General features: G+C 72.2%; 24 protein-coding genes. 14 read left to right on the forward strand and 10 right to left on the reverse strand.

Annotation, left to right across the window (positions count from 1 at the left end; all coding sequences use genetic code 11):
* Window positions 1-69 precede the first annotated feature (69 nt).
* Window positions 70-762, forward strand: coding sequence for a FadR/GntR family transcriptional regulator (locus ACGH52_RS09565; RefSeq protein WP_059301895.1), 693 nt, complete (start codon window positions 70-72; stop codon window positions 760-762).
* 112 nt (window positions 763-874) lie between these two features.
* On the opposite strand, the gene fabI is transcribed toward ACGH52_RS09565, so the two are convergent.
* The gene (gene fabI, locus ACGH52_RS09570; RefSeq protein WP_059301894.1) at window positions 875-1,642 is read right to left on the reverse strand and encodes an enoyl-ACP reductase FabI; all 768 of its coding nucleotides are present in this window, start codon (window positions 1,640-1,642) and stop codon (window positions 875-877) included.
* Between the two features lie 5 nt (window positions 1,643-1,647).
* A complete protein-coding gene (gene fabG / locus ACGH52_RS09575; RefSeq protein WP_059301893.1) occupies window positions 1,648-2,352 on the reverse strand; it encodes a 3-oxoacyl-[acyl-carrier-protein] reductase in 705 nt (234 codons plus the stop codon).
* Window positions 2,353-2,627: 275 nt separating this feature from the next.
* On the opposite strand from fabG, the gene ACGH52_RS09580 reads away from it, so the two are divergent.
* From ACGH52_RS09580 to tyrS, 3 genes are all read left to right on the forward strand, one after another.
* Entirely contained in the window at window positions 2,628-4,151 is a 1,524-nt protein-coding gene (locus ACGH52_RS09580) for a TldD/PmbA family protein (RefSeq protein ID WP_121703216.1), read from the forward strand.
* Window positions 4,148-5,545: a metallopeptidase TldD-related protein gene (locus tag ACGH52_RS09585; protein ID WP_121703215.1), complete on the forward strand. Its 1,398-nt coding sequence runs from the start codon at window positions 4,148-4,150 to the stop codon at window positions 5,543-5,545. The genes ACGH52_RS09580 and ACGH52_RS09585 overlap by 4 nt, the downstream gene beginning before the upstream one ends.
* Window positions 5,546-5,618: 73 nt before the next feature.
* On the forward strand, window positions 5,619-6,887 hold the full coding sequence (gene tyrS, locus ACGH52_RS09590) for a tyrosine--tRNA ligase (RefSeq protein WP_121703214.1): 1,269 nt from the start codon (window positions 5,619-5,621) through the stop codon (window positions 6,885-6,887).
* 85 nt (window positions 6,888-6,972) lie between these two features.
* Here the strand turns inward: tyrS and ACGH52_RS09595 are convergent, their stop codons facing one another.
* Window positions 6,973-7,254, reverse strand: coding sequence for a GlsB/YeaQ/YmgE family stress response membrane protein (locus ACGH52_RS09595; RefSeq protein ID WP_059301889.1), 282 nt, complete (start codon window positions 7,252-7,254; stop codon window positions 6,973-6,975).
* Window positions 7,255-7,517: 263 nt separating this feature from the next.
* Between ACGH52_RS09595 and ACGH52_RS09600 the strand changes: the two genes are divergently transcribed.
* Window positions 7,518-7,916, forward strand: coding sequence for a DUF3099 domain-containing protein (locus tag ACGH52_RS09600; RefSeq protein ID WP_399938593.1), 399 nt, complete (start codon window positions 7,518-7,520; stop codon window positions 7,914-7,916).
* Window positions 7,917-8,139: 223 nt separating this feature from the next.
* The gene (locus tag ACGH52_RS09605) at window positions 8,140-8,370 is read left to right on the forward strand and encodes a hypothetical protein (RefSeq protein WP_123622973.1); all 231 of its coding nucleotides are present in this window, start codon (window positions 8,140-8,142) and stop codon (window positions 8,368-8,370) included.
* A gap of 32 nt (window positions 8,371-8,402) precedes the next feature.
* Here ACGH52_RS09605 and moaA read toward each other — a convergent pair whose 3' ends face one another.
* The 3 genes from moaA to ACGH52_RS09620 all read right to left on the reverse strand — a co-directional run bounded on the left by moaA (window position 8,403) and on the right by ACGH52_RS09620 (window position 11,548).
* Complete coding sequence (moaA, locus tag ACGH52_RS09610) at window positions 8,403-9,392, reverse strand: GTP 3',8-cyclase MoaA (RefSeq protein WP_059301886.1); 990 nt, start codon at window positions 9,390-9,392, stop codon at window positions 8,403-8,405.
* 168 nt (window positions 9,393-9,560) lie between these two features.
* A complete protein-coding gene (locus ACGH52_RS09615) occupies window positions 9,561-11,195 on the reverse strand; it encodes a cation acetate symporter (RefSeq protein ID WP_059301885.1) in 1,635 nt (544 codons plus the stop codon).
* Window positions 11,192-11,548: a DUF485 domain-containing protein gene (locus ACGH52_RS09620; RefSeq protein WP_059301884.1), complete on the reverse strand. Its 357-nt coding sequence runs from the start codon at window positions 11,546-11,548 to the stop codon at window positions 11,192-11,194. The genes ACGH52_RS09615 and ACGH52_RS09620 overlap by 4 nt, the downstream gene beginning before the upstream one ends.
* 354 nt (window positions 11,549-11,902) lie before the next feature.
* Between ACGH52_RS09620 and ACGH52_RS09625 the strand changes: the two genes are divergently transcribed.
* The 8 genes from ACGH52_RS09625 to ACGH52_RS09660 all read left to right on the forward strand — a co-directional run bounded on the left by ACGH52_RS09625 (window position 11,903) and on the right by ACGH52_RS09660 (window position 20,028).
* Window positions 11,903-13,444: a S8 family serine peptidase gene (locus tag ACGH52_RS09625; protein WP_399938596.1), complete on the forward strand. Its 1,542-nt coding sequence runs from the start codon at window positions 11,903-11,905 to the stop codon at window positions 13,442-13,444.
* Between the two features lie 89 nt (window positions 13,445-13,533).
* Window positions 13,534-14,097 carry a hypothetical protein gene (locus tag ACGH52_RS09630; protein WP_076973725.1) on the forward strand — a complete coding sequence of 188 codons (564 nt, stop codon included), beginning with the start codon at window positions 13,534-13,536 and terminating at the stop codon, window positions 14,095-14,097.
* A gap of 50 nt (window positions 14,098-14,147) precedes the next feature.
* Complete coding sequence (locus ACGH52_RS09635; protein WP_399938598.1) at window positions 14,148-15,155, forward strand: CopD family protein; 1,008 nt, start codon at window positions 14,148-14,150, stop codon at window positions 15,153-15,155.
* 115 nt (window positions 15,156-15,270) lie between these two features.
* Window positions 15,271-16,257, forward strand: coding sequence for a DEDDh family exonuclease (locus ACGH52_RS09640; RefSeq protein ID WP_399938600.1), 987 nt, complete (start codon window positions 15,271-15,273; stop codon window positions 16,255-16,257).
* Between the two features lie 63 nt (window positions 16,258-16,320).
* Window positions 16,321-16,554 (forward strand): hypothetical protein, encoded by a 234-nt coding sequence (locus tag ACGH52_RS09645; protein WP_051777537.1) that lies wholly within the window; start codon window positions 16,321-16,323, stop codon window positions 16,552-16,554.
* Between the two features lie 69 nt (window positions 16,555-16,623).
* On the forward strand, window positions 16,624-17,415 hold the full coding sequence (locus tag ACGH52_RS09650; RefSeq protein WP_121703207.1) for an SURF1 family protein: 792 nt from the start codon (window positions 16,624-16,626) through the stop codon (window positions 17,413-17,415).
* Window positions 17,416-17,479: 64 nt separating this feature from the next.
* Window positions 17,480-19,267, forward strand: coding sequence for a glycoside hydrolase family 15 protein (locus ACGH52_RS09655; RefSeq protein WP_399938602.1), 1,788 nt, complete (start codon window positions 17,480-17,482; stop codon window positions 19,265-19,267).
* Window positions 19,268-19,272: 5 nt separating this feature from the next.
* Entirely contained in the window at window positions 19,273-20,028 is a 756-nt protein-coding gene (locus ACGH52_RS09660; RefSeq protein ID WP_121703205.1) for an SDR family oxidoreductase, read from the forward strand.
* Between the two features lie 38 nt (window positions 20,029-20,066).
* On the opposite strand, the gene amaP is transcribed toward ACGH52_RS09660, so the two are convergent.
* From amaP to ACGH52_RS09680, 4 genes are read right to left on the reverse strand one after another with little or no spacing between them, the layout of a single operon-like run.
* Window positions 20,067-20,654 (reverse strand): alkaline shock response membrane anchor protein AmaP, encoded by a 588-nt coding sequence (amaP, locus tag ACGH52_RS09665; protein ID WP_399938605.1) that lies wholly within the window; start codon window positions 20,652-20,654, stop codon window positions 20,067-20,069.
* Window positions 20,651-21,331, reverse strand: coding sequence for a DUF6286 domain-containing protein (locus ACGH52_RS09670; protein WP_210976840.1), 681 nt, complete (start codon window positions 21,329-21,331; stop codon window positions 20,651-20,653). The genes amaP and ACGH52_RS09670 overlap by 4 nt, the downstream gene beginning before the upstream one ends.
* Window positions 21,328-21,711 carry a hypothetical protein gene (locus ACGH52_RS09675; RefSeq protein WP_076973732.1) on the reverse strand — a complete coding sequence of 128 codons (384 nt, stop codon included), beginning with the start codon at window positions 21,709-21,711 and terminating at the stop codon, window positions 21,328-21,330. Before ACGH52_RS09675 ends, ACGH52_RS09670 begins: the two co-directional genes overlap by 4 nt.
* The gene (locus ACGH52_RS09680) at window positions 21,708-21,893 is read right to left on the reverse strand and encodes a hypothetical protein (protein ID WP_059301873.1); all 186 of its coding nucleotides are present in this window, start codon (window positions 21,891-21,893) and stop codon (window positions 21,708-21,710) included. Before ACGH52_RS09680 ends, ACGH52_RS09675 begins: the two co-directional genes overlap by 4 nt.
* Window positions 21,894-21,919: the final 26 nt, after the last annotated feature.

Below are 21,919 nucleotides of genomic sequence, written 5' to 3' on the forward strand. Positions count from 1 at the left end.
AGACCCATCATAGAATCATGGGATGATTGATTGTCCACTCGCTCGTCCCCTCATGTGCGAAGGTGAGCCATGCCGCTGAGCCATCCCCGTCGTTCGGCCCTGTCCGAGCAGGTCATCGCGGCGCTGCGGCAGCAGATCACCTCGGGCGAGTGGCCGGTCGGCTCCCGCATCCCCACCGAGCCCGAGCTGGTCGAGCAGCTGGGCGTCGCCCGGAACACGGTCCGCGAGGCGGTCCGCGCGCTGGCCCACAACGGTCTGCTGGACATCCGCCAGGGCTCGGGCACGTACGTCGTGGCGACCAGCGAGCTGGCCGGCGTGATGCAGCGCCGCTTCGCCGACGCCGCGCCCCAGCACATCGCCGAGCTGCGTTCCACGCTGGAGTCGGCCGCCGCGCGCCTGGCCGCCGAACGGCGCACGGAGAAGGACCTCAAGCAGATCGACGCCCTGCTGCTGCGCCGGGAGGAAGCCTGGGAGTCGGGTGAGGCGGAGGTCTTCGTGGCGGCGGACGCCACGTTCCACCTGGCGGTCGTGGCCGCCTCGCACAACGACGTGATGACCGCGATGTACGCGGACCTGAGCGAGGTGCTGCGGGACTGGCTGCGGGGCGACGTGGGCGAGGGCATGTCCCCGGCGATGCACCTGGACCACGGCCGGCTGGTGGACGCGATCCGCGCGGGCGACGCGGCGACGGCGGCGGAGGAGGCCGCCGCCTATCCGTTCGTGTGCCGTCCCGGGCTGTTCGGCCCGTCCTCGGAAGGCTGATCCCGCTCCGGACCGACCGGCCGCGTCGCCGAGCCGCTCCGGCCCTGCACGGCACTGCACGGCACGAGGGCCCGCGCCCCGTAGGGGACGCGGGCCCTCGGCGAGGTGTCCGTCAGGCGCCGATGGCGTGCAGTCCGCCGTCGACGTGGACGATCTCGCCCGTGGTCTTCGGGAACCAGTCGCTCAGCAGCGCGACGATGCCGCGGCCGGCCGGCTCCGGGTCCTTCAGGTCCCACTCCAGCGGGGAGCGGGTGTCCCACACGGAGGCCAGCTCGCTGAAGCCCGGAATGGACTTGGCGGCCATGGAGCCGATCGGGCCCGCCGAGATCAGGTTGCAGCGGATGTTCTGCTTGCCCAGGTCACGGGCCATGTAGCGGCTGGTGGCCTCCAGCGCGGCCTTGGCCGGGCCCATCCAGTCGTACTGCGGCCAGGCGAACTGCGCGTCGAAGGTGAGGCCGACGATCGAACCGCCGTTCTGCATCAGCGGCAGGCAGGCCATGGTCAGCGACTTCAGGGAGAACGCCGAGACGTGCATGGCGGTGGCGACCGACTCGAACGGCGCGTTGAGGAAGTTGCCGCCGAGGGCGTCCTGCGGGGCGAAGCCGATGGAGTGCACGACGCCGTCGAGGCCGCCCAGCTCCTCGCCGACGACGTCGGCGAGCCGGGCGAGGTGCTCCTCGTTGGTGACGTCCAGCTCGATGACCTTGGCGGGCTTCGGCAGCTTCTTGGCGATGCGCTCGGTCAGGGTGGGCCGCGGGAACGCGGTGAGGATGACCTCGGCGCCCTGCTCCTGGGCCAGCTTCGCGGCGTGGAAGGCGATGGAGGACTCCGTCAGCACGCCGGTGATCAGGACGCGCTTGCCCTCGAGAATTCCGCTCATGGTGTTCAGTGACCCATTCCCAGTCCGCCGTCAACGGGGATGACGGCTCCAGTGATGTACGAGGCGTCGTCCGAGGCGAGGAACCGCACCGTCGCGGCGATCTCCTCCGGCCGCGCGTACCGCCCCAGCGGCACCTGCGACACGATGTTGGCCCGCTGCTCGTCGGTGAGCACCTTGGTCATGTCGGTGTCGACGAAGCCCGGCGCGACGACGTTGAAGGTGATGTTGCGCGACCCCAGCTCACGGGCGAGGGAACGCGCGAAGCCGACCAGGCCGGCCTTGGAGGCGGCGTAGTTCGCCTGCCCCGCCGAGCCGAGCAGCCCGACCACCGAGGAGATGAGGACGACGCGGCCCTTCTTGGCGCGCAGCATGGCGCGGTTGGCGCGCTTGACCACGCGGAAGGTGCCGGTGAGGTTGGTCTCGACGACGGAGGTGAAGTCCTCCTCCGACATGCGCATCAGGAGCTGGTCCTTGGTGACACCGGCGTTGGCGACCAGGACCTCGACGGGACCGTGCGTCTCCTCGATCTCCTTGTAGGCCTGCTCCACCTGCTCGGTGTCGGTGATGTCGCACTTGACGGCCAGGAAGCCCTCCGGCGGCTCACCCGAACGGTACGTGATCGCGACCTTGTCGCCGGCGTCGGCGAAAGCGCGGGCGATGGCGAGGCCGATGCCCCGGTTTCCTCCGGTGACGAGAACCGAGCGGCTCAACGGATCACCCTTTCCCTAGCGGTCGTCCACCCGCCCGCTCACCCGTACGGCGGGCGGCGACGGCAGGCGGCTTCCTCGAAAACCTATCGGTCCCGGGCCCCGCTGAGAGACTCGGGCACCCACAGTGGCTTACGGGGCTGTCTGTCGGGTCCCTACAGAACCGTTGCCCGGCGCGGCGGGAAAGGTGTGGTCGCCGGTCCCCCGACGCGACATGATGCGGCGCAGCCCCCGGTGTCGCGGCAGACGACCGGCCACGCCGACAGAAAGAGACGCAGGTGCCTCACAGCATCGACCAGGCCTTCACGGCACTCCCCCTACGCGCCCTAGCCGACGCCGCCCTCGCCCGTGCGCGTGCCCTGGGTGCGGAGCACGCCGACTTCCGCCTCGAGCGGGTGCGCAACGCCTCCTGGCGGCTCAGGGACGCCCGGCCCGCCGGGTCCTCGGACACCACCGACCTCGGGTACGCGGTGCGGGTGGTGCACGGCGGTACGTGGGGTTTCGCGTCCGGTGTGGACCTGACCATGGACGCGGCCGCGAAGGTCGCCTCGCAGGCGGTGGCGATGGCCAAGCTGTCCGCTCAGGTGATCCGCGCCGCCGGGTCGGACGAGCACGTGGAGCTGGCGAGTGAGCCCGTGCACGCCGACCGGACCTGGGTCTCGGCGTACGACATCGACCCCTTCTCCGTGCCCGACGCGGAGAAGTCGGCCCTGCTGGCCGACTGGAGCGCGCGGCTACTGGCGGCGAACGGGGTCGACCACGTGGACGCCTCGCTGCTCACCGTGCACGAGAACAAGTTCTACGCCGACACCGCCGGGACCGTGACCACGCAGCAGCGGGTGCGGCTGCACCCGGTGCTCACCGCCGTGTCGGTGGACGACTCCAGCGGCGAGTTCGACTCCATGCGCACGCTGGCGCCGCCGGCCGGGCGGGGCTGGGAGTACCTGACCGGGACCGGCTGGAACTGGGACGCGGAGCTGGCCGAGATCCCGGAGCTGCTCGCGGAGAAGATGCGCGCGCCGAGCGTCGAGGCGGGGCTGTACGACCTGGTCGTCGACCCGTCGAACCTGTGGCTGACCATCCACGAGTCCATCGGGCACGCCACCGAGCTGGACCGCGCCCTCGGCTACGAGGCCGCCTACGCCGGGACCTCCTTCGCCACCTTCGACCAGCTCGGCAAGCTGCGCTACGGCTCCGAGCTGATGAACGTGACCGGCGACCGCACCGCCGAGCACGGTCTGGCGACCATCGGGTACGACGACGAGGGCGTCGAGGGCCAGTCCTGGGACCTGGTGAAGGACGGCACGCTGGTGGGGTACCAGCTCGACCGGCGGATCGCGCGGCTCACCGGGTTCGAGCGGTCCAACGGGTGCGCCTACGCCGACTCCCCCGCGCACGTGCCGGTGCAGCGCATGGCCAACGTGTCGCTGCGGCCCGATCCGGGCGGGCTGTCGACGGAGGACCTGATCGGGGGTGTCGACCGCGGGATCTACGTCGTCGGGGACCGGTCCTGGAGCATCGACATGCAGAGGTACAACTTCCAGTTCACCGGGCAGCGGTTCTTCCGGATCGAGAACGGGCGGCTCGCCGGGCAGCTGCGGGACGTGGCGTACCAGGCGACGACCACCGACTTCTGGGGGTCCATGGCGGCCGTCGGCGGCCCGCAGACGTACGTCCTGGGCGGTGCCTTCAACTGCGGCAAGGCCCAGCCGGGACAGGTCGCGGCCGTCTCGCACGGCTGCCCGTCCGCCCTCTTCAAGGGAGTCAACATCCTCAACACGACGCAGGAGGCCGGTCGATGAGCGCCCGCAGCAACAAGCCGCACGAAATCGTCGAGCGGGCGCTGGAGCTGTCCCGGGCCGACGGGTGCGTCGTCATCGCCGACGAGGAGTCCACCGCCAACCTGCGCTGGGCGGGCAACGCGCTCACCACCAACGGCGTCACGCGCGGGCGCACGCTCACCGTCGTCGCCACCGTCGACGGGCAGCAGGGCACGGCGTCCGGGGTCGTGTCGCGCTCGGCCGTGACCGCGGACGAACTGGAGCCCCTGGTGCGCGCCGCCGAGGCCGCCGCGCGGGGCGCCGGTCCGGCCGAGGACGCGCAGCCGCTGGTCACGGGCAGGCCCGCGGCGCCGGACTTCACCGACGCGCCCGCCGAGACCTCGTCGGCGGTGTTCGCCGACTTCGCGCCGGCGCTCGGGGAGGCGTTCGCCCGCGCGCGTGCGGGCGGCCGGGAGCTGTACGGGTTCGCGAACCACGAGATGACGTCGACGTACGTCGGTACGTCCACGGGGCTCAGGCTGCGGCACGACCAGCCGAACGGGACGCTGGAGCTGAACGCCAAGTCGCCGGACCGGACCCGGTCGGCGTGGGCGGGGCATGCCACCCGGGACTTCAAGGACGTCGACCCGGCGGCCCTCGACGCCGAGCTGGCAGTACGCCTCGGCTGGGCCGAGCGTCGGGTGGACCTGCCCGCGGGGCGGTACGAGACGCTGCTGCCGCCCACGGCGGTCGCGGACCTGCTGATCTACCTGTACTGGTCGGCCTCCGGGCGGGACGCGGTCGAGGGGCGCACGGTGTTCTCCAAGCCCGGCGGCGGCACCCGGCTCGGCGAGCGGCTCGGTGCGCTGCCGCTGACGCTGCGCAGTGATCCGCACGAGCCGGGTCTGGAGAGCGCGCCGTTCGTGGTCGCGCACTCCTCGGGCGGCGACCAGTCGGTGTTCGACAACGGGCTGCCGGTCACGGCGACCGACTGGATCCGCGCGGGCGAGCTGCACCGGCTGACGACCACCCGGCACGGCGCGGGTCTGGCCGGGCTGCCGGTGGCACCCGCGATCGGGAACCTGATCCTGGACGGCGGCGACCCCGACCGGTCCCTGGACGACATGATCGCGAGCACGGAGCGCGGGCTGCTGCTGACCTGCCTCTGGTACATCCGCGAGGTCGATCCCGCGACGCTGCTGCTGACCGGGCTGACCCGGGACGGGGTCTACCTCGTCGAGCACGGCGAGGTCGTCGGCGAGGTGAACAACTTCCGGTTCAACGAGTCGCCGGTGGGCCTGCTGGGGCGGGCCGCGGAGGCCGGGCGCACGGAGAAGACGCTGCCCAGGGAGTGGGGCGACTGGTTCACCAGGGCCGCGATGCCGGCGCTGCGGGTCCCGGATTTCAATATGAGCTCTGTCAGCCAGGGCGTATAACCTCGTAGGCGGCCGTCACCCGACTGCCTGAAGATCATCAAGCACGCATGAGCACGTAGGAGACACGAGAACCGTGACGGACATCGTCGACGAGCTGAAGTGGCGCGGGCTGTTCGCCCAGTCCACCGACGAGGACGCTTTGCGCAAGGCTCTCGCGGACGGTCCCGTCACGTTCTATTGCGGTTTCGACCCGACCGCGCCGTCCCTGCACGTGGGGCACCTGGTGCAGGTGCTCACCGTGCGCCGGCTCCAGCAGGCCGGGCACCGGCCGCTGGCGCTGGTCGGCGGGGCCACCGGCCAGATCGGCGACCCGCGCCCGACCGCGGAGCGCACGCTGAACTCGCCGGAGACCGTCGCGGGCTGGGTCCAGCGGCTGCGCGGGCAGATCGAGCCGTTCCTGTCCTTCGAGGGCGAGAACGCCGCAGTGATGGTCAACAACCTCGACTGGACCGAGGGCCTGTCGGCGATCGAGTTCCTGCGGGACATCGGCAAGCACTTCCGGGTCAACAAGATGCTGACCAAGGACTCCGTGGCCCGGCGCCTGGAGTCCTCCGAGGGCATCAGCTACACGGAGTTCAGCTACCAGCTGCTCCAGGCGATGGACTTCCTCCAGCTCTACCGGAGGTACGGCTGCACGATGCAGCAGGGCGGCAGCGACCAGTGGGGCAACCTCACGGCCGGCCTCGACCTGCTGCACCGGCTGGAGCCGGACGCGTCCGTGCACGCCTACGCGACCCCGCTGATGACCAAGGCGGACGGCACCAAGTTCGGCAAGACCGAGGGCGGCGCCGTCTGGCTCGACCCGGAGATGACGACGCCGTACGCGTTCTACCAGTTCTGGCTGAATGTGGACGACCGGGACATCTCGACGTACATGCGGATCCTGTCCTTCCGCTCTCGTGCGGAGCTGGAGGAGCTGGAGCGGCAGACCGAGGAGCGGCCGCAGGCGCGGGCCGCGCAGCGCGCGCTGGCCGAGGAGCTGACGACGCTGGTGCACGGCGCCGACCAGACCGCCGCCGTGATCGCCGCGTCCAAGGCCCTCTTCGGCCAGGGCGAGCTGGCGGAGCTGGACGAGCGGACGCTGGCCGCGGCCCTCTCCGAGCTGCCACACGTCCGGATCGCCGAGCCGGCCCCGGTCGTCGACCTGTTCGCCGAGGTGGGTCTGGTGGCCAGCAAGTCCGCCGCGCGCCGCACGGTGAAGGAGGGCGGCGCCTACGTGAACAACGCCAAGGTCACCGGCGAGGACGCCGTCCCCGCCGAGGAGGACCTGCTGCACGGGCGCTGGCTGGTACTGCGCCGCGGCAAGAAGAACCTGGCCGCGGTGGAGATCACCGGCGCCTGAGCGGGCGCACGCGCGAGGGGCGCGCTCCGCAGCCGCACGGCTGTCGGAGTCCGCCCCTTCGCCCTGCCCGGGTCCCTGGGGACGGTCAGGCCCGTTCGCGCCGCTTGTTGCCGCGCATCGCCGTGTAGGCCGCGTCGCCGAGGCCGACGACGATGATCGCCGCCACCAGCTGGAACACGTGCCGCCACCAGTCGATGCCGGAGGTGGCGTCGACGCCGGCCGCGCGAGCGATCGCGTTGCCGATGATCGCGCCGATCATGCCGCAGATGGTGGTCAGCCACAGGGGCATGTGCTGCTTGCCGGGAATGATCGCCTTGGCGATCAAGCCGAGCACGAATCCCACGATGATCGCCCACAACCAGCCCATGGCTGCCTCCTCGTCCGGCTCTACGCGAGCATTGCCACCAGTGTTCGGGCGTACCGCGGTCGGCGCATGCCGCGTTCGGCCGAACGTGGTACGGGTGCCTACGCCGGGCGGCGCACGCGGCGCGGCCGGATCGGGGGTGCCCCGGTCTCGTGGGCGGCGCAGACGCGGCGTAACGTGGTGAGTTGTCCGGGACCGGAGTCCCCGAGCGGCCGCGGACGAGAGCGGGGCGGGGAGAGTCCGATGCGGGCGGATGGTGGAACCAGATGCGGAAGCAGAGTGCCGGCGGCAGTGCCGAGGTGTTCCGGATCACCGGGGCCCGGACGGGCCTCCAGGAGGACGTGCGCGGGCGGCAGCGGCGGTACATCATCTCGATGTCGGTCCGTACGGCGTCGGTGATCCTCGCGGTCTGCCTGTGGAACGTGGAACGGCACGTCGCGATCGTGGCCCTGGTCCTCGGGGCGATCCTGCCGTACATCGCGGTGGTGATCGCCAACGCCGGGCGTGAGAACGCGCCATCCTTGCCGTCGACGTTCATGACGGTGCCGACCCCGCCGATGATCATGCCGCCGCGGGCCGGGGACGGTGCGGCGGAATCCGTCCCGGAGGGCGCCGCCGCCGATCCGGCGCCCGGTGCGGGCGGTGAGTCGCGCGGTCGGCCGTGACCGGTGCGCCCCCTTTGCGGTGGCGTCGATTCCGCGCCAGACCGAAGAACTGCTCAGATGAATCGTGTTGTTCCGGTGCCGGGCGATGGGTGGGCCGTGACATACTTCGTACGCGCTCCGCATCCCCCGTCGGAGCGACGGACCGACGCCGGGCAGCTCCCCCCGTGGCTGCTCGGCGTCGCCTTGTGTGCGGGCCTTGTGCGTGGATCTGCGAGACGAACCTGTGAGTGACGAAACCACCCCGATCTGCTCCGCCAAGGGCTGCCGCACCCCTGCCGTGTGGGTGCTGGCGTGGAACAACCCCAAGCTCCACACCCCGGAACGCCGCAAGACGTGGATCGCGTGCGACGAGCACCGCGAGCACCTGTCCCAGTTCCTGGGGGTGCGGGGCTTCCTGAAGGACGTGGTCCCGCTCAGCGAGTGGGAAGCGCCCGAGGACTCCGGCCGGTCCTAGGACTGGTCCCCGGCCTTCTGCTCAGCCTGCGCTCAGCCTCCGATCGCCGACATCGGGCGGTCGGGCTGGACGAACGTCGGGTCGTCGAGGCCCGCGCCCGCCTTCTTGCCCCACATGGCCAGGCGCCAGATGCGGGCGATCTCCTCGTCGGGGGCGTCGGAGCGCAGGGCCGCGCGCAGGTCGGTCTCCTCGGTGGCGAACAGGCAGGTGCGCACCTGGCCGTCCGCGGTCAGGCGGGTGCGGTCGCAGGCCGAGCAGAACGGGCGGGTGACGGAGGCGATGACGCCGACGCGGTGCGGCCCACCGTCCACCAGCCAGCGTTCGGCCGGGGCCGAGCCGCGCTCCCCGGCGCCCTCGGCGGTCAGCTCGAAGCGGGTGCGCAGGGAGGCCAGGATGTCTCCGGCGGTGACCATGCCCTCGCGCTTCCAGCCGTGCTGGGCGTCCAGGGGCATCTGCTCGATGAACCGCAGTTCGTAGTCGTGCTCGACGGCCCAGGCCAGCAGGTCGGGGGCCTCGTCGTCGTTCAGCCCCGGCATCAGGACGCTGTTGACCTTGACCGGGGTCAGTCCGGCCTCGCGGGCGGCCTCCAGGCCCTCCAGGACGTCCTTGTGGCGGTCGCGCCGGGTGAGGGTCTTGAAGACGTCCGGGCGCAGGGTGTCCAGGGAGACGTTGACCCGGTCCAGACCCGCCGCCTTCAGGGCCGTCGCCGTGCGCCTGAGGCCGATGCCGTTGGTGGTCAGGGACATCTGGGGGCGCGGCTCCAGGGCGGCGACGCGCTCGACGATGCCGACCAGGCCGGGGCGCAGCAGCGGCTCGCCGCCGGTGAAGCGGACCTCCTCGATACCGAGGGAGGTGACCGCGATGCCGATGAGGCGGACGATCTCGTCGTCGGTGAGCAGATCGGGCTTGGCCAGCCACTGGAGGCCTTCTTCGGGCATGCAGTAGGTGCAGCGCAGATTGCAGCGGTCGGTGAGCGAGACCCTCAGGTCGGTGGCCACTCGGCCGTAGGTGTCGATGAGCACGTGGGCCCCCTCCCTCGACGCGGATCGGCGGAGCACTTCTTCTCCTCCGACACCGTCGAGCCTACGTGACGGGTCCGACATCGACAGCGGCCCGATCCCACGACGCGGGACGCGGCCGCGTCGTAGGGATCTACGAGCGGCCGCGCCGGTAGCGGTCGGGCGGGGGCGTCAGTGCGCTCCGGTGCCGGTCAGGGACCGGACCTCCAGCTCCGCGTACTTCGCCTTGTCGGGCTCCTCCTTCGACAGAACCGTGCCGAGCCAGCCCATCAGGAAGCCGAACGGGATCGAGATGATGCCCGGGTTCTTCAGCGGGAACCAGGCGAAGTCGACGTCCGGGAACATCGCCGTCGGGTCGCCGGAGACGACCGGTGAGAACAGCACCAGGCCGACGGCGACGATCAGGCCGCCGTAGATCGACCACAGGGCGCCCTGGGTGGTGAATTTCTTCCAGAACAGGCTGTACAGGATCGTCGGCAGGTTGGCGGACGCGGCGACCGCGAAGGCCAGCGCGACCAGTCCGGCCACGTTCAGGTCGCGGGCGAGGGCGCCGAGCGCGATGGAGACGATGCCGATGAAGACGGTCGCCCAGCGGGCCGCCCGCATCTCCTCCTTCTCGGTGGCCTGGCCCCGGCGGATGACGTTGGCGTAGATGTCGTGCGCGAAGGACGAGGACGAGGCGAGGGTGAGGCCGGCGACGACGGCGAGGATGGTCGCGAAGGCCACCGCCGAGATCGTGGCGAGCAGGATCGCGCCCCAGGCCGAGTCGACGCCGCCCACGTGCAGCGCGAGCAGGGGCGCCGCCGTGTTCCCGGACGGGTTGGACGCGGTGATCTCCTCCTTGCCGACGAGCGCCGCCGCGCCGAAGCCGAGGGCGATGGTCATCAGGTAGAAGGCGCCGATGATGCCGATCGCCCAGTTCACGGACTTACGGGCGGCCTTGGCGTTGGGCACCGTGTAGAAGCGGATCAGGATGTGGGGCAGACCGGCGGTGCCGAGCACCAGGGCGATGCCCAGGGAAATGAAGTCGAGCTTGGTGGTGCCCGTCGCGCCGTACTGGAGGCCGGGCTCCAGGAAGGCGGAGCCCGCGCCGCTGTTCTCCGCGGCCTTGCCGAGCAGGTCGGAGATGTTGAAGTCGAACTTCAGCAGCACCAGGAAGGTGATCAGGATGGTGCCGCCGATCAGCAGCACGGCCTTGACCATCTGGACCCAGGTGGTGCCCTTCATGCCGCCGATGGTGACGTACACGATCATCAGGACGCCGACGAGGGCGACGATGAGGATCTTGCCCGCGTCGGAGGTGATGCCGAGCAGCAGCGAGACGAGTACGCCCGCGCCCGCCATCTGGGCCAGCAGGTAGAAGATCGAGACGACGATCGTGGAGGTGCCGGCGGCGGTGCGCACCGGACGCTGGCGCATCCGGTAGGCGAGGACGTCGCCCATCGTGTAGCGGCCGGAGTTCCTGAGCGGCTCGGCGACCAGGAGCAGGGCGACCAGCCAGGCAACCAGGAAGCCGATGGAGTACAGGAAGCCGTCGTAGCCGAAGAGGGCGATGGCGCCGGCGATGCCGAGGAAGGACGCCGCCGACATGTAGTCGCCGGAGACGGCGAGGCCGTTCTGGAAGGCGCTGAACTGGCGGCCGCCCGCGTAGAAGTCGGCGGCGTCCTTGGTCTGGCGGCCGGCCCACACGGTGATGCCGAGCGTGGCGAGCACGAAGACCGCGAAGAGCGTGATGATCAGCGGCCGGTGCTCGCTCGCCTCGTTGGCGGCCAGCTCGGCGGCGAATACGGACTGTGCGGGGCTCATGCGCCGCCCTCCATCCGGGACTTGATGGCCTCGGCCTTGGGGTCGAGCTTCGCGGCGGCGTGCCGCGAGTACCACCAGGCGATGAGGAACGTGGTGACGAACTGGGCGATGCCGAAGACGAACGCGACGTTGATGTTGCCGAACAGCTTGGTGCCCATGAAGCCGCCGGCGTAGTTCGACAGCAGCACGTAGAGCAGGTACCAGGCCACGAAGGCGACGGTCAGCGGGAACGCGAAGGAGCGGAAGGAGCGGCGCAGTTCGGCGAACTCAGCGCTCTGCTGCACTTCGGAGAACTCCTCGGCGGACGGAAGCGGGCGTTCCCCTTTCGCGGGGGGTGGTGCGTCGGTGGCCACGGAGTCTCCTCGTACGACGGACATGACGGCTTGGACCTCGGTGTTCTCGCAGGGAACCGATCGTGCTCGGGTTCCCTGTCCAACGACACGGCGCCCCGCGGGGACCGGTTCAACGCCCGTGGCACTTTCCGAAGTCACCCTCGGTGGGTCATTGCTGGCCAGCGACTCCGGGGGATAGCTTCACCCTGCACCACTACGTCATGTACCTGCCCGGGCCGTTCACCCGTGTCCCGGGCCGGTGCCGTTTGCCGGATGATGTGGAGACCCCATGGATCATCTGCGCTTCCCGCGCGACCCGCGCTCCAGACGCGGGCTCGTCCTCCGAGCTTTCCCGACGGACTGGAGACACCACGCATGACCGCTCCCCACCCGCGTCACCGCCGCGCCCTCGCGATCCCGGCCGGACTGGCCGTGGCCGCCTCGCTGGCGTTCCTGCCGGGCACCCCGGCCGCCGCGGCCCCCGCGGCGGAGGCAGCCGCCCCCTCGACGGCGGCGGACGCGACCTCGCTCAGCTACGTCGTCAACGTCGCCCCCGGGCACCGCCCTTCGGACACCCTGCGGCGGGCGATAGCCAAGGCGGGCGGCACGATCGTCACCTCGTACGACCGCATTGGCGTGATCGTCGTCCACTCCGCCAACCCCGACTTCGCCCAGGCCGTCCGCAAGGTGCGCGGCGTGCAGTCGGCCGGTGCCACCCGCACCGCGCCGCTGCCCTCGGCCGCCACCACGGACACGGGCGCGCCGCAGGTGCTCAGCGGCAGGGAACTGGCCGCCGCCAAGGCCTCCTCCGCGAAGGCCGAGAGCCAGGACCCGCTGGAGTCGCTGCAGTGGGACCTGCCCGCCATCAAGGCGGACAAGGCGCACGAGAAGTCGCTGGGCAGCAAGAAGGTGACCGTCGCCGTCATCGACACCGGCGTCGACGACACCCACCCGGACATCGCCCCGAACTTCGACCGGCAGGCGTCCGTCAACTGCGTCGCGGGCAAGCCGGACACCACCGACGGCGCCTGGCGGCCGAGCGCGGCGGAGAGCCCGCACGGCACCCACGTGGCCGGGGAGATAGCCGCCGCCAAGAACGGCGTCGGCATGACCGGTGTGGCGCCCGGGGTGAAGGTCGCCGGCATCAAGGTCTCCAACCCCGACGGCTTCTTCTACACCGAGGCCGTGGTCTGCGGCTTCATGTGGGCGGCCGAGCACGGCGTCGACGTGACCAACAACAGCTACTACACCGACCCGTGGTACTTCAACTGCAAGGACGACCCGGACCAGAAGGCGCTCGTCGAGGCCGTCTCGCGGGCCTCGCGGTACGCGGAGAAGAAGGGCGCGGTCAACGTCGCCGCGGCCGGCAACGAGAACTACGACCTCGCCTCCGACGAGATCACCGACCCGTCCTCGCCGAACGACACCACGCCCGGTGACCGGACGGTCGACCCGTCGGAGTGCCTGGACATCCCGACCCAGCTGCCCGGCGTCGTGACCGTCGCGGCCACCGGCGCCAAGGGCCTCAAGTCGTCCTTCTCCAACTACGGCCGGGGCGTCATCGACATCGCCGCGCCCGGCGGCGACTCGACGGCCTACCAGACGCCTCAGCCGCCCGCCACCAGCGGACTGATCCTGGGCACGCTGCCCGGCGGCAAGTGGGGCTACATGGCCGGTACGTCGATGGCCTCGCCGCACGTCGCGGGCGTCGCCGCCCTCATCAAGTCGACGCACCCGCAGGCCTCTCCCGCCATGGTCAAGGCCCTGCTGTACGCCGAGGCCGACGCCACGGCGTGCACCAAGCCGTACGACATCGACGGCGACGGCAAGGTCGACGCGGTGTGCGAGGGCCCCAAGAACCGCAACGGCTTCTACGGCTGGGGCATGACCGACGCGCTGGACGCGGTGACCTGGTAGCCGGTACCCGTACCCGCACGTGACGCGGGGGCGGCGGTCCGGTCTTCACCCGGTCCGCCGCCCCCTGGCCGTGCGGCAGTATCTGCGTCATGGAGACCTACGAAGACCCCGCCACCTGGGCCCCCGAACCGGTGCGCCCCCGCTGGTCGCTGGCCCTGAAGTTCGTCGCGACCCTGCTGTTCTTCCCGCTGCTGTGCGCGTTCTGGCTGGCGGTGGCCGCGGTCCTCTTCGTGGTGGGTCTGTTCGCCGACGCGATCGCGGCGGTCAGCGAGGGCTTCGGACGCGGCTACATGCGGTTCATGGACCACACCCTCGGCGGAATCGCCCGGCTTGGCTCCTGGTGTGTGACGTGGCCCGAGCTGCGGCACGAGGGGGACGTCCCCTACTACCGGGCACGGGTCGAGAAGGTGGTGGGCAACTGGACCGGGCAGGCCTCCGCCCCGCGCCGGCCGAAGAAGGCCCGGCCGCCCGTGGAGTGCGAGATACCCCTGCGCGTCTATCGCGGCGTGGGCGGACGGTACGTCGCCGAAGTCGCCCTCGCCCAGGGGTGGGAGCTGCGGCCCACGGACGTGCGCAAGGAGGTGCGGCTGTGGTGGTCGGCCGCTTCCCACCCGCGGGACGCGTCCGCGGCCGACGCGGCAGGGGGCTCATGACGGCGACGGCGGAACTTGCCCGGATCTGGTGACTTGGTGAAGATCCTGGGGTGACCTCGATACGCCCCCCGTCCCGGACCGTCGGCACCGGACGCCACTCGCGGCCCTCCGGGACCGGCCGGACGATGGCCGTACTCGTCCTGGTGGCGCTCGGCGCGCTGATACCCGTGCTCGGCCCGTCCCCCGCGCTGCACGGCACCGGGGAGGCCGAGGCGCCCGGCACCGGCGGCATCGCCCTGCTGCGCACGGTGCTCTTCGCCGCGCTGAGCGTCCCGCTCGGCGAACTCTTCGTCAACCGCCTGGCCCGGTCGCTGCCGGGCGCTCCCCCGGACCGGCCCCGCAGCTGGTCGCCGTACGCGGCCGTCGCCGGTCTCGTCGCCGCGCTGGGGCTGGCCTCGGTGGTGGCCACGGGCAATCTGGTCCCGGGCTCCGTCGCCGACATCGACGTCGGTGGTCTCTACGAGTCCCGCGACGGCAAGCTCGCGCTCCTGGAGGTCAACGGATTCCTCGCGGCCTGGCTGTGCGCGACCTCGCGGCGGCCCGGACTCCAGGTGTGGCCGCTGGCCGCGGTGGTCGTCGCGGACGCGCTTCGCGCGCACCCCACGACCGAGTACAGCCCGCTGCTCGGCTCCGGTCTGACCCTCGTCCATCTGACCTGCGCCTCCCTGTGGGCGGGCGGCCTGCTGTACGTGCTGCGGGTGCTGCGGCGGTGGCGGGGCGCGGAGGCGGGCCCGGCCCTGCTGGGGCTCTACGCGCGCGTGGCGGCCGTCCTGCTGGCGGTCCTCACGGCGACCGGAGTGTGCAGTTCGCTGCGCCGGATGCCGGCGGGCACGATCCTGGACCAGCTGACGGACACCGCGTACGGGCGGGTCCTGCTCGCCAAGGTGCTCCTGGTGGCCGCCGTCGCCGTCCTCGCGCTGTGGGCCAGGATCCGGCTGAGCCGCGCGGCCGACCCGCTGGACGCCTGCTCCCCCGCGCGCGCGGAGGTCGTCGCCCTGGGCGTGGTGGTGGCCGTGTCGGGGCTCCTGACGGCCCTTCCGGTGCCCATCCGGTGGTGAGTGCGGGATGAGTGCGCCCGCCAGGTGCCGCAACGCTCCCCTGGCGCCCGGAACTTGACGGCACGGGGCACCTGCGGGTCCGGAGTGTCGGTCCCGGCCCGTATCCTCATTGACCATGCTCGAAGACCGCACGACCGCAGCGCCGCCCGCCACGGCGTGGCCGGCCGCGTATCCGCAGGGGTACGCGGTCGTCGACGTGGAGACCACCGGCCTGGCCCGCGACGACCGCATCATCTCGGCGGCCGTCTACCGGCTGGACGCCCGCGGCGAGGTCGAGGACCACTGGTACACCCTGGTCAATCCGCAGCGCGATCCCGGGCCGGTGTGGATACACGGTCTGACGAGCGAGGTGCTCCGGGACGCGCCGCTCTTCCCGGACGTCGCCGAGGAGTTCGCGGCCCGGCTCGACGGGCGGGTCCTCGTCGCGCACAACGCGGTCTTCGACTGGCAGATGATCGCCCGTGAGTACGCGCGCGCGAGGCGCGAGGCGCCGGTGCGTCAACGGCTGTGCACCATCGCCCTGTCCAAGGCGCTGGACCTGCCGCTGCCCAACCACAAGCTGGAGTCGCTGGCCGCGCACTTCGGCGTCGTGCAGCAGCGGGCGCACCACGCGCTGGACGACGCGCGGGTGCTGGCGGAGGCGTTCCGGCCGAGCCTGCTCGCCGCGGCGGCCGGGGACGTGCGGTTGCCGCTGCACGAGTGCCGGCCGCTGACCGAGTGGTCGGACCGGCCCACGCCCCGGATCGGGCAGCAGGCGGGCTACGGAAGCCACCGGCCGAACAGTTGGCGTCCCTCCCGCAAAAGGCCCGCCTGCCCCCATCCCAACCCGGGCCGGTACGAAGAGGGCAAACGACTCAAGCAGGGCATGCGGGTCGCCTTCTCGGGTGACACCTCCGTCGAGCGCGACCTGCTGGAGGACCGCGCCGTCGAGGCCGGGCTGCACGTCGCGACGAGCCTGTCCCGGCTGACCAGCCTGCTGGTCACCAACGACCCGAACTCGGGCACCTCCAAGGTGGTCAAGGCCCGGCAGTTCGGCACACCGGTGGTGGACGAGGCGGCGTTCGGGCAGCTGCTCGCGGACGTCGAGCCTGCGGACGGGTGATTCCGGGCGACTCGCCCGGCGCCCGCTGGCCCGCGTTCACGGCGACGGCCCACCCTGTGGCGCATGGCGACATGTGAAGTCTGCGGCAACAACTACGGAATGTCCTTCGAGGTCCACGCCCAGGGAGCGGTGCACGTCTTCGACTGCTTCTCCTGCGCGATCCACCGCATGGCCCCCATCTGCGAGCACTGCCGGGTGCAGATCATCGGCCAGGGCGTCGAGGTCGACGGCCACTGGTTCTGCGGCGCCCACTGCGCCCGCGCGGAGGGGAGGGCGGGGATCGTCGACAAGGTCTGAGCCCGGCCGACGGGCGCGAGCCCGTACCCGCCGCGTGACGCCCCACGACCGAGTTGTACCGTTCGTGGGGTGTACCGCTTCCTCTTGTCCCGCCAGTGGGTGATCCTCACGCTGGTGGCCGTGCTGCTCATCCCCACGATGATCCGGCTGGGCTTCTGGCAGATGCACCGCTACGAGGAACGCACCGCCCGGAACGACCTGGTCGCGCACGCGCTCGAGGCCTCGCCGGTGCCCGTGGAGTCACTGACCGCACCCGGCGCGCACATCACCACGCGTGAGCGGTACCGCACCGTCACGGCGCAGGGCCGCTTCGACACGGACCGCGAGGTCGTCGTCCGCCGCCGCACCGACTCCGACGACAACATCGGCTACCACGTACTGACCCCCTTCGTGCTGAACGACGGCAAGGTCCTGCTGGTCAACCGGGGCTGGATCCCCGCGGACGGCGCGAGCCAGACCGCGTTCCCGAAGGTCCCCGCGCCGCCCCGGGGCGAGCTGACCCTCACCGGGCGGCTGATGCCCGACGAGACGACCGAGGCGAGCGGCATCAAGGACCTCCAGGGCCTCCCGGACCGGCAGGTCATGCTCATCAACAGCGAGCAGCAGGCCGAGCGCCTGGACGCCCCGGTGCTCGGCGGATACGTCGTCCTGAAGACGCCCGAGCCGAAGAACGGCACCCCGGAGCCGATCGGCAAGCCAGGCAACGAGAACGCCGCGCTGAACTTCGCGTACGCCATCCAGTGGTGGCTGTTCGCCGCGGCCGTACCGGTCGGCTGGTGGTTCCTGGTCCGCCGCGAGAAGCGCGACCGGGAGACCGCCGAGGACGTGCGGCCCGCGGAGGCGGAACCCGCGGCGGTGTAGCCGCGATACGGGCGGACGCGGGCGGACCCGATTGCTCCGGCTCCGGCCGGGAAGAGGTCAACCCGTGCACCCCCACATCGAGGACTACGCGCTCATCGGCGATCTGCAGACCGCCGCCCTGGTCGGCACGGACGGCTCCGTGGACTGGCTCTGCCTGCCCCGCTTCGACTCGGCCGCCTGCTTCGCCAAACTGCTCGGCGACGAGGACAACGGCCACTGGCGCATCGCCCCCGAGGGCGCCGAGCGCTGCACGCGGCGCGCCTACCGGCCGGACACCCTCGTCCTGGACACCGAGTGGGAGACCGAGGACGGCGCGGTCCGCGTCACCGACCTGATGCCCCAGCGCGACCGCGCCCCCGACCTCGTCCGCATCGTGGAGGGCCTGAGCGGCGAGGTGACCGTGCACAGCGTGCTCCGGCTGCGCTTCGACCACGGCTCGATCGTCCCGTGGGTGCGCAGGTCCGACGGGCACCGGGTGGCCGTCGCCGGGCCGGACTCGGCGTGGCTGCGCAGCGAGCCCGAGGTGCACAGCTGGGGCCAGGACTTCGGGACGCACGCGTCGTTCACGGTCGCCGCGGGCGAGAAGGTCGCGTTCGTGCTGACCTGGCACCCCTCGCACGAGCCCCGGCCGCCCCTGATCGACCCGTACGTGTCGCTGGAGCACAGCGTCGAGGACTGGCGCGAGTGGGCGGCGCACTGCCGCTACGACGGTCCGCACCGGGACGCGGTGGTCCGCTCCCTGATCACCCTGAAGGCGCTCACGTACCAGCCCACCGGCGGCATCGTGGCCGCCCCCACCACCTCGCTGCCGGAGGAACCGGGCGGCGTGCGCAACTGGGACTACCGCTTCTGCTGGCTGCGCGACTCCACCCTCACCCTGGGCGCCCTGCTGTCGGCCGGCTACCTGGAGGAGGCCGAGGCCTGGCGCGACTGGCTGCTGCGCGCGGTCGCGGGCAACCCGGCGGACCTGCAGATCATGTACGGCGTGGCGGGCGAGCGCCGGCTGCCCGAGTTCGAGCTGCCGTGGCTGTCCGGCTTCGCCGGGTCCGCGCCCGTGCGCATCGGCAACGACGCCGTGAACCAGCTCCAGCTGGACGTGTACGGCGAGGTCATGGACTCCCTGTCGCTGGCCCGGCTGGCGGGGATGCGCCCCCGGCCGCAGATGTGGGAGCTGCAGTGCGCCCTGGTGGAGTTCCTGGCCACGACGTGGCGGGAACCGGACGAGGGCCTGTGGGAGGTGCGGGGCGGGCGCCGGCCGTTCGTGCACTCGAAGGTGATGACGTGGGTGGCCCTGGACCGGGCGGTGCGCACACTGGAGGACCATCCCGAGCTGGGCGGCGGCGACCTCGACGGCTGGCGCGCGCTGCGCGAGGAGGTGCACCGCGAGGTGTGCGAGAAGGGCTACGACCCGGTGCGCAACACCTTCACCCAGTACTACGGCTCGCGGGAGCTGGACGCCTCGGTGCTGCTCATCGGGCGCGTGGGATTCCTGCCGCCGGACGACCCGCGCGTGGTCGGCACGGTGGACGCGATCGGCGCGGAGCTGACCCGGGACGGCCTGGTGCGGCGCTACAGCACCGAGGGCGATCCCGTCGACGGCCTGCCGGGCGGCGAGGGGACGTTCCTGGTGTGTTCGTTCTGGTACGCGGACGCGCTGCACGCGACCGGCCGGACGAAGGAGGCCCGGGAGCTGTTCGAGCGGCTGGTGGCACTCGCCAACGACGTGGGTCTGCTGGCCGAGGAGTACGACCCCGTGACCGGGCATCACCTCGGCAACTTCCCGCAGGCCTTCAGCCATGTCGGCCTGGTGAACACGGCCCTCGCCCTGTTCGGGGACGAGAAGGCAGGATAGGGGCCATGGATCTTGGACTGAAGGACCGGGTGTACGTCGTCACGGGTGCCACCCGGGGCCTGGGCAACGCCGCCGCGCGGGAGCTGGTCGCCGACGGGGCGAAGGTGGTCGTCACGGGGCGGGACGGGACGAGCGTCGCCGAGGCGGCCTCGGCGCTGGGACCGGGGGCGGTCGGGGTGGCCGCGGACAACGCCGATCCGGAGGCCGCCGGGCGGCTGATCGCGACCGCCCGTGAGCGCTTCGGCCGGTTCGACGGCGTGCTGATCAGCGTGGGCGGGCCGCCGCCGGGGTTCGTCGCCGACAACACTGACGAGCAGTGGCAGTCGGCGTTCGAGTCGGTGTTCCTCGGCGCGGTGCGGCTGGCCCGGACGGCGGCGGCCGAGCTGGCGGAGGGCGGGGTGATCGGGTTCGTGCTGTCGGGCTCGGTGCACGAGCCGATCCCGGGCCTGACCATCTCCAACGGCCTGCGCCCCGGGCTGGCGGGCTTCGCCAAGTCCCTCGCCGACGAGCTGGGCCCGCGCGGCATCCGCGTCGTCGGTCTGCTGCCGGGCCGCGTGGACACCGACCGGGTGCGCGAGCTGGACGGTCTGTCCGCCGACCCGGAGGCGACCAGGGCGGCCGCCGAGTCCCGTATCCCGCTGCGCCGCTACGGCGCCCCGGAGGAGTTCGGCCGCGCGTGCGCGTTCCTGCTCTCCCCCGCGGCGTCGTACGTCACGGGCGTGATGCTGCCGGTGGACGGCGGCGTGCGGCACGGGTTCTAGGAGGGCAGGACCGCGGTCCTCGTCGGCCTGGGGCGCCCTCAGCTGACCCGTTCCGCCCCGTGTTTGACGCCCCGGAGGTGGACCTCGGCCGGGAGGGACGCGAGGCGGGCCGATTCGCGGGCGTGGGTCAGGGCCCGGGTGGTGAGGTCGTGCAGGGCGGTGCCGGGGTCCACGTGGGGGGCCAGGAGCAGCCGGACGCGGGCCGCCGGGGCGTCGCGGCGGCCGGTGAGCCGTACGGCGGCCCGTTCGACCCCGTCCACGCGGTCCGCCTCACCGGCGAGGACGTCTTCGAGCGCCCGGCCGCGCAGCGTGGCGCCCTCGCCGTCCCCGGTGTCGACGAGGACCTCGGTGAGCCTGCGGCGGCGCACCACCGCCACCAGCCACCACAGGGCGAGCAGCAGGAGGACGGCGAGGGCCGCGATGACGACCGGCCACCACCAGCCGGCGTCCCGCCAGCGGGTCCGTTCGGCGTCGCTCAGCAGCACGTCGTGCGGTCCTTGGTGGACCCACCAGGAGGGCGCGGGGGCGTCGAAGCCCACGGCCAGTACCGTGCCGCCGAGAGCCAGCAGGATCAGGCCCGCCAGTGCGGTCAGTACCCGGTTCACCGTTCTGAGCACCGCGCTCACCCCTTCCGTCCGGGTCGCGCCACCCGCAGCGACACGGCGGGCGGCCGGGCCAGGCCGAGGCCGCGCACCGCGTCGTCGAGCACGCCGTCCAGTTCGGACCGTACGTCGTCCACTTCCCTGAAGTGCGACAGTGCCCGTACGTGGGCCCTGCGGCGGCGCAGCCGCACCCGCGCCGACTGCACACCGGAGACCTCCATGGCCCGGTCGCGCAGCACCGTGGCGGCGGCGTCCCGGTGCAGCCCGGCGCGTACGTCCGGGTGGGTGCGGCGCATCGGCAGCTCCCGGCGCAGTCCGGGGGTGAGGGCCAGCAGGAGCAGCCAGAGCCCGAGGGCCGCGGCGACTCCCGCGCCGACCAGCACCCAGGTGTCGTCGACGGGCCGTTCGGCGAGCTGCCGGGCCAGGTCGCGGCGCCAGCCGAGCGCGGTCCGGCCGGCGCGCACGGCGACGACGTCGTAGAGGAAGGCCCCGGCGAGGAGCAGGAGCAGCAGGGCGACGAGGCCGGCGGGGACGCGGCGCGCGGACCAGAAGCGGCCGGCCCGTCCGCCGTCCGAGGCGTCCGGCAGGTCGGCTCCGTGCTTCTCCAGGGACGGGGCCGCGCCCGGTTCCGTGCCGCGTTCCACGACGGGCAGGCGCTGGGTGCTGCCCTCTCCCGTCCCGGCGCCCTGGGGCTCGCTCATCGCGTCCTCCCGTGCCTCGCGCCGTATTCCGCCGACAGGTGCAGCCGCTCCACCTGGACGGCGACTTCCGGCACCGCCATGCCCACCAACGCACGTACCCGCTGGACCACTTGGTGACGCACCCGGCCGCAGCGGGCGCCGATGTCGCACGGGTAGTCGAGTTCCAGGTGGACCCGGACGCGGGCGGTGTCGTGGTGGACGTCGACGGTGGCGTACGGCCGTTCGGCGTCCGGGTGGAGCGGGCCGAGCGCCTCGCGTGCCGCCCGTGCGGCGACCTTGGCGACGACCCGGTCGGCGATCCGTGTGGCACCGCGCTCGCCCGGCGCCACGCGGGCCAGGGGTTCGAGGAGCTCACCGGCCCCCTCGCTCACGCCGGTCACCGGCGCCGGTCGTCGCGGGCGCGGAAGAAGTCACCGAGGTCCATGTCCCCCTCCAGGAAGCGGCCGACGACGAACCCGACGGCCCCCAGGGCCGCCACCAGCAGGAAGGCACCGAATCCGCCGAAGTATCCGGCGAAGCCCAGTGCCATGCCGGCGATCATGCCGACCACGGCCATGCTCATGGCGCGCTCCCCTCATTCACCGTTTC

The organism is Streptomyces sp. BBFR25 (assembly GCF_044590125.1).
Lineage (GTDB): Bacteria > Actinomycetota > Actinomycetes > Streptomycetales > Streptomycetaceae > Streptomyces > Streptomyces canus_D.

What these genes read in the sequence shown, in the direction of transcription:
- ACGH52_RS09565 (WP_059301895.1), top strand. Translation starts at nt 70, where the DNA reads ATGCCGCTGAGCCATCCCCGTCGTTCGGCCCTGTCCGAGCAGGTCATC.
- fabI (WP_059301894.1), bottom strand. Translation starts at nt 1,642, where the DNA reads ATGAGCGGAATTCTCGAGGGCAAGCGCGTCCTGATCACCGGCGTGCTG.
- ACGH52_RS09585 (WP_121703215.1), top strand. Translation starts at nt 4,148, where the DNA reads ATGAGCGCCCGCAGCAACAAGCCGCACGAAATCGTCGAGCGGGCGCTG.
- ACGH52_RS09595 (WP_059301889.1), bottom strand. Translation starts at nt 7,254, where the DNA reads ATGGGCTGGTTGTGGGCGATCATCGTGGGATTCGTGCTCGGCTTGATC.
- ACGH52_RS09600 (WP_399938593.1), top strand. Translation starts at nt 7,518, where the DNA reads ATGCGGAAGCAGAGTGCCGGCGGCAGTGCCGAGGTGTTCCGGATCACC.
- ACGH52_RS09615 (WP_059301885.1), bottom strand. Translation starts at nt 11,195, where the DNA reads ATGAGCCCCGCACAGTCCGTATTCGCCGCCGAGCTGGCCGCCAACGAG.
- ACGH52_RS09625 (WP_399938596.1), top strand. Translation starts at nt 11,903, where the DNA reads ATGACCGCTCCCCACCCGCGTCACCGCCGCGCCCTCGCGATCCCGGCC.
- ACGH52_RS09630 (WP_076973725.1), top strand. Translation starts at nt 13,534, where the DNA reads ATGGAGACCTACGAAGACCCCGCCACCTGGGCCCCCGAACCGGTGCGC.
- ACGH52_RS09640 (WP_399938600.1), top strand. Translation starts at nt 15,271, where the DNA reads ATGCTCGAAGACCGCACGACCGCAGCGCCGCCCGCCACGGCGTGGCCG.
- ACGH52_RS09645 (WP_051777537.1), top strand. Translation starts at nt 16,321, where the DNA reads ATGGCGACATGTGAAGTCTGCGGCAACAACTACGGAATGTCCTTCGAG.
- ACGH52_RS09660 (WP_121703205.1), top strand. Translation starts at nt 19,273, where the DNA reads ATGGATCTTGGACTGAAGGACCGGGTGTACGTCGTCACGGGTGCCACC.
- ACGH52_RS09670 (WP_210976840.1), bottom strand. Translation starts at nt 21,331, where the DNA reads ATGAGCGAGCCCCAGGGCGCCGGGACGGGAGAGGGCAGCACCCAGCGC.
- ACGH52_RS09680 (WP_059301873.1), bottom strand. Translation starts at nt 21,893, where the DNA reads ATGAGCATGGCCGTGGTCGGCATGATCGCCGGCATGGCACTGGGCTTC.